2 rRNA genes are annotated in these 5,459 nt (G+C 55.2%); both read right to left on the reverse strand.

The features are described from left to right. Nucleotides 1–104 precede the first annotated feature (104 nt). Nucleotides 105–3,241, reverse strand: a 23S ribosomal RNA gene (locus AC1DC5_RS18940). 507 nt (nt 3,242–3,748) lie between these two features. Then, nucleotides 3,749–5,274 (reverse strand): 16S ribosomal RNA (locus AC1DC5_RS18945). The 16S and 23S rRNA genes sit together here, the layout of an rRNA operon. Between the last annotated feature and the right edge of the window lie 185 nt (nt 5,275–5,459).

Raw genomic sequence — 5,459 nt, forward strand, 5'->3', positions numbered from 1 at the left:
ACGGGTTTGTTGGTTGGGAACCACATAGTGGACGCAAGCAGTCTTGTTTCTTTGTACCCTCTCCTGGTGTGAACGTCTTTTGAATCCGTTCACGAAGAGGGTGTGTGGTGTAAGTTATCGGCCTATTAGTACCGGTCAGCTTCACGAGTCTTTAGTCCTCGCTTCCACATCCGGCCTATCAACCCAGTGGTCTGGCTGGGGGCCTCTCACACACAAGGTGTATGGAAATCTCATCTCGAAGCGAGCTTCCCGCTTAGATGCTTTCAGCGGTTATCCCATCCGAACGTAGCTAATCAGCGGTGCACTTGGCAGTACAACTGACACACCAGAGGTTCGTCCGTCCCGGTCCTCTCGTACTAAGGACAGCCCTTCTCAAATTTCCTGCGCGCGCAGCGGATAGGGACCGAACTGTCTCACGACGTTCTAAACCCAGCTCGCGTACCGCTTTAATGGGCGAACAGCCCAACCCTTGGGACCTACTCCAGCCCCAGGATGCGACGAGCCGACATCGAGGTGCCAAACCATGCCGTCGATATGGACTCTTGGGCAAGATCAGCCTGTTATCCCCGAGGTACCTTTTATCCGTTGAGCGACGGCCATTCCACAATGTACCGCCGGATCACTAGTCCCGACTTTCGTCCCTGCTCGAGATGTCTCTCTCACAGTCAAGCTCCCTTGTGCACTTACACTCGACACCTGATTGCCAACCAGGCTGAGGGAACCTTTGGGCGCCTCCGTTACTTTTTAGGAGGCAACCGCCCCAGTTAAACTACCCATCAGGCACTGTCCCTGACCCGGATTACGGGCCGAAGTTAGATGTCCAAAGTGACCAGAGTGGTATTTCAACGATGACTCCACCCGAACTGGCGTCCGGGCTTCAACGTCTCCCACCTATCCTACACAAGCCACTCCGAACACCAATACCAAACTATAGTAAAGGTCTCGGGGTCTTTCCGTCCTGCTGCGCGTAACGAGCATCTTTACTCGTACTGCAATTTCGCCGAGTTTATGGTTGAGACAGCGGGGAAGTCGTTACTCCATTCGTGCAGGTCGGAACTTACCCGACAAGGAATTTCGCTACCTTAGGATGGTTATAGTTACCACCGCCGTTTACTGGGGCTTAAATTCTCAGCTTCGCCTTGCGGCTAACCGGTCCTCTTAACCTTCCAGCACCGGGCAGGAGTCAGTCCGTATACATCGTCTTGCGACTTCGCACGGACCTGTGTTTTTAGTAAACAGTCGCTTCCCCCTGGTCTCTGCGGCCCCTGCACGCTCCGGACAGCAAGTGTCCATCACGATGGGGGCCCCCCTTCTCCCGAAGTTACGGGGGCATTTTGCCGAGTTCCTTAACCATAATTCTCTCGATCGCCTTAGTATTCTCTACCTGATCACCTGTGTCGGTTTGGGGTACGGGCGGCTAAAACCTCGCGTCGATGCTTTTCTCGGCAGCATAGGATCACCAAATCCCCCCATACGGGGGTCCCATCGGGTCTCAGGCATCATGAACGGCGGATTTGCCTACCGTTCGCCCTACATCCTTAGACCGGGACAACCATCGCCCGGCTTGGCTACCTTCCTGCGTCACACCTGTTAATACGCTTGCCTCCCAGGATCAGGTCCCGCGCTCCACCAAAACCCGGGTCGCCACAAGGGCGATCGGGCAGGTYTCGGGCGGTTAGTATCCCCTGTTCAGCATGGGCGGTTTTTCGCCGGTACGGGAATATCAACCCGTTGTCCATCGACTACGCCTGTCGGCCTCGCCTTAGGTCCCGACTTACCCAGGGCAGATTAGCTTGACCCTGGAACCCTTGATCATTCGGCGGACGGGTTTCTCACCCGTCTTTCGCTACTCATGCCTGCATTCTCACTCGTGTAGGCTCCACCGCTGGTTTACACCGCGACTTCACTGCCCACACGACGCTCCCCTACCACTCCAGACGCCTGAACCAACCCACAAGGGGCGGCTTAGCTAATATCTGAAATCCACAACTTCGGCGGTGTACTTGAGCCCCGCTACATTGTCGGCGCGGAATCACTTGACCAGTGAGCTATTACGCACTCTTTTAAGGATGGCTGCTTCTAAGCCAACCTCCTGGTTGTCTTCGCAACTCCACATCCTTTCCCACTTAGCACACGCTTAGGGGCCTTAGTTGGTGGTCTGGGCTGTTTCCCTCTCGACTATGAAGCTTATCCCCCACAGTCTCACTGCTGCGCTCTCACTTACCGGCATTCGGAGTTTGGCTGACGTCAGTAACCTTGTAGGGCCCATTAGCCATCCAGTAGCTCTACCTCCGGTAAGAAACACGCAACGCTGCACCTAAATGCATTTCGGGGAGAACCAGCTATCACGAAGTTTGATTGGCCTTTCACCCCTACCCACAGCTCATCCCCTCCATTTTCAACTGAAGTGGGTTCGGTCCTCCACGACGTCTTACCGTCGCTTCAACCTGGCCATGGGTAGATCACTTCGCTTCGGGTCTAGATCACGCCACTGCAACGCCCTATTCAGACTCGCTTTCGCTACGGCTTCCCCACACGGGTTAACCTCGCGACGTAACACTAACTCGCAGGCTCATTCTTCAAAAGGCACGCCGTCACCAGAATCAGACTGGCTCCGACGGATTGTAAGCACACGGTTTCAGGTACTGTTTCACTCCCCTCCCGGGGTACTTTTCACCTTTCCCTCACGGTACTGGTCCGCTATCGGTCATTAGGGAGTATTTAGGCTTATCAGGTGGTCCTGACAGATTCRCACGGGATTTCTCGGGCCCCGTGCTACTTGGGATACTTCACCAGGCGGTACACAACATTTCGGTTACGGGGCTCACACCCTCTCTGGCCGGCCTTTCAAGACCGTTCACCTATGCCTGTACTACTCACCTTCCCAGCCCGGCAGAGCTGGAGTGGGAAGTCCCACAACCCCGACCATGCAACGCCCGCCGGCTATCACACATGGAACGGTTTAGCCTGATCCGCGTTCGCTCGCCACTACTGACGGAATCACTATTGTTTTCTCTTCCTGCGGGTACTGAGATGTTTCACTTCCCCGCGTTCCCTCCACGCACCCTATGTGTTCAGATGCGGGTCACCAGGTAACTCGCGCCCCTGGCGGGGTTTCCCCATTCGGACACCCTGGGATCACAGTCCGGTTATCGACTCCCCCAGGCTTATCGCAGATTCCTACGTCCTTCTTCGGCTCCTAATGCCAAGGCATCCACCGTGTGCTCTTAAAAACTTGACCACAAAAGATCAAAAAAACTAATTCACGAGAGAACCATGAAAACCAACCCACACACCCAAAGGCGCCCAGGTCAGATCCAGGTTCATATTCTTGGAAATTGCTTCTTATAAAAGATGCTCGCGTCCACTATGTAGTTCTCAAACAACAACCCCGTACCACACACCCCACACACGCCCCCAAAGGGAACAACCGTGTGATCGGTGCAGCCAGGAAACCAGAAACACAAGTCCCGGAACCACAGCCAACAGCCATGGAAAACCGGTCCTGTTGTCTCAGGACCCAACAGTGTGCCAAACACTAAACCGCCMTACCCCCCGCCGCACCGTTCCAGGACCACACTCAAGAGAGGGTCCGTACTGGGTGCCGCGRRAAACGCAGCGGCCGCTATYTGTTGATATTCCACCCGTGAGCACCCGCCGCAGAACTTGCGTCTGCGCAACGGGCGTACTCCTGACAACCCCTCCACACTCAAATWCATGAGGCAAGGTGATTGTAGGTGCTCCTTAGAAAGGAGGTGATCCAGCCGCACCTTCCGGTACGGCTACCTTGTTACGACTTAGTCCCAATCGCCAGTCCCACCTTCGACAGCTCCCTCCCACAAGGGGTTAGGCCACCGGCTTCGGGTGTTACCAACTTTCGTGACTTGACGGGCGGTGTGTACAAGGCCCGGGAACGTATTCACCGCAGCGTTGCTGATCTGCGATTACTAGCGACTCCGACTTCATGGGGTCGAGTTGCAGACCCCAATCCGAACTGAGACCGGCTTTTTGGGATTAGCTCCACCTCACAGTATCGCAACCCTTTGTACCGGCCATTGTAGCATGCGTGAAGCCCAAGACATAAGGGGCATGATGATTTGACGTCGTCCCCACCTTCCTCCGAGTTGACCCCGGCAGTCTCCTATGAGTCCCCGCCATAACGCGCTGGCAACATAGAACGAGGGTTGCGCTCGTTGCGGGACTTAACCCAACATCTCACGACACGAGCTGACGACAACCATGCACCACCTGTAAACCGACCGCAAGCGGGGCACCTGTTTCCAGGTGTTTCCGGTTCATGTCAAGCCTTGGTAAGGTTCTTCGCGTTGCATCGAATTAATCCGCATGCTCCGCCGCTTGTGCGGGCCCCCGTCAATTCCTTTGAGTTTTAGCCTTGCGGCCGTACTCCCCAGGCGGGGCACTTAATGCGTTAGCTACGGCGCGGAAAACGTGGAATGTCCCCCACACCTAGTGCCCAACGTTTACGGCATGGACTACCAGGGTATCTAATCCTGTTCGCTCCCCATGCTTTCGCTCCTCAGCGTCAGTTAATGCCCAGAGACCTGCCTTCGCCATCGGTGTTCCTCCTGATATCTGCGCATTTCACCGCTACACCAGGAATTCCAGTCTCCCCTACATCACTCTAGTCTGCCCGTACCCACCGCAGATCCGGAGTTGAGCCCCGGACTTTCACGGCAGACGCGACAAACCGCCTACGAGCTCTTTACGCCCAATAATTCCGGATAACGCTTGCGCCCTACGTATTACCGCGGCTGCTGGCACGTAGTTAGCCGGCGCTTCTTCTGCAGGTACCGTCACTTTCGCTTCTTCCCTACTGAAAGAGGTTTACAACCCGAAGGCCGTCATCCCTCACGCGGCGTCGCTGCATCAGGCTTTCGCCCATTGTGCAATATTCCCCACTGCTGCCTCCCGTAGGAGTCTGGGCCGTGTCTCAGTCCCAGTGTGGCCGGTCACCCTCTCAGGCCGGCTACCCGTCGTCGCCTTGGTGAGCCATTACCTCACCAACAAGCTGATAGGCCGCGAGTCCATCCAAAACCACAATAAAGCTTTCCACCCCCCACCATGCGATGAGGAGTCATATCCGGTATTAGACCCAGTTTCCCAGGCTTATCCCAGAGTTAAGGGCAGGTTACTCACGTGTTACTCACCCGTTCGCCACTAATCACCGGTGCAAGCACCGGGTCATCGTTCGACTTGCATGTGTTAAGCACGCCGCCAGCGTTCATCCTGAGCCAGGATCAAACTCTCCGTTGAAGTAAAACAGACACACCATGCGCCCCCGGGAAAACGGGATGCACACAATGCACAAAATTTGAAACCAGCTGTAAAAACCAGACCACACCACGGGGTGGCGCAACCTGGTCAATTCAACCAATTCAATACAATAAATTGGTATCAACAAACTTGGCACACTATTGAGTTCTCAAACAACAGACACA

The organism is Arthrobacter sp. 10L424 (assembly GCF_056395325.1).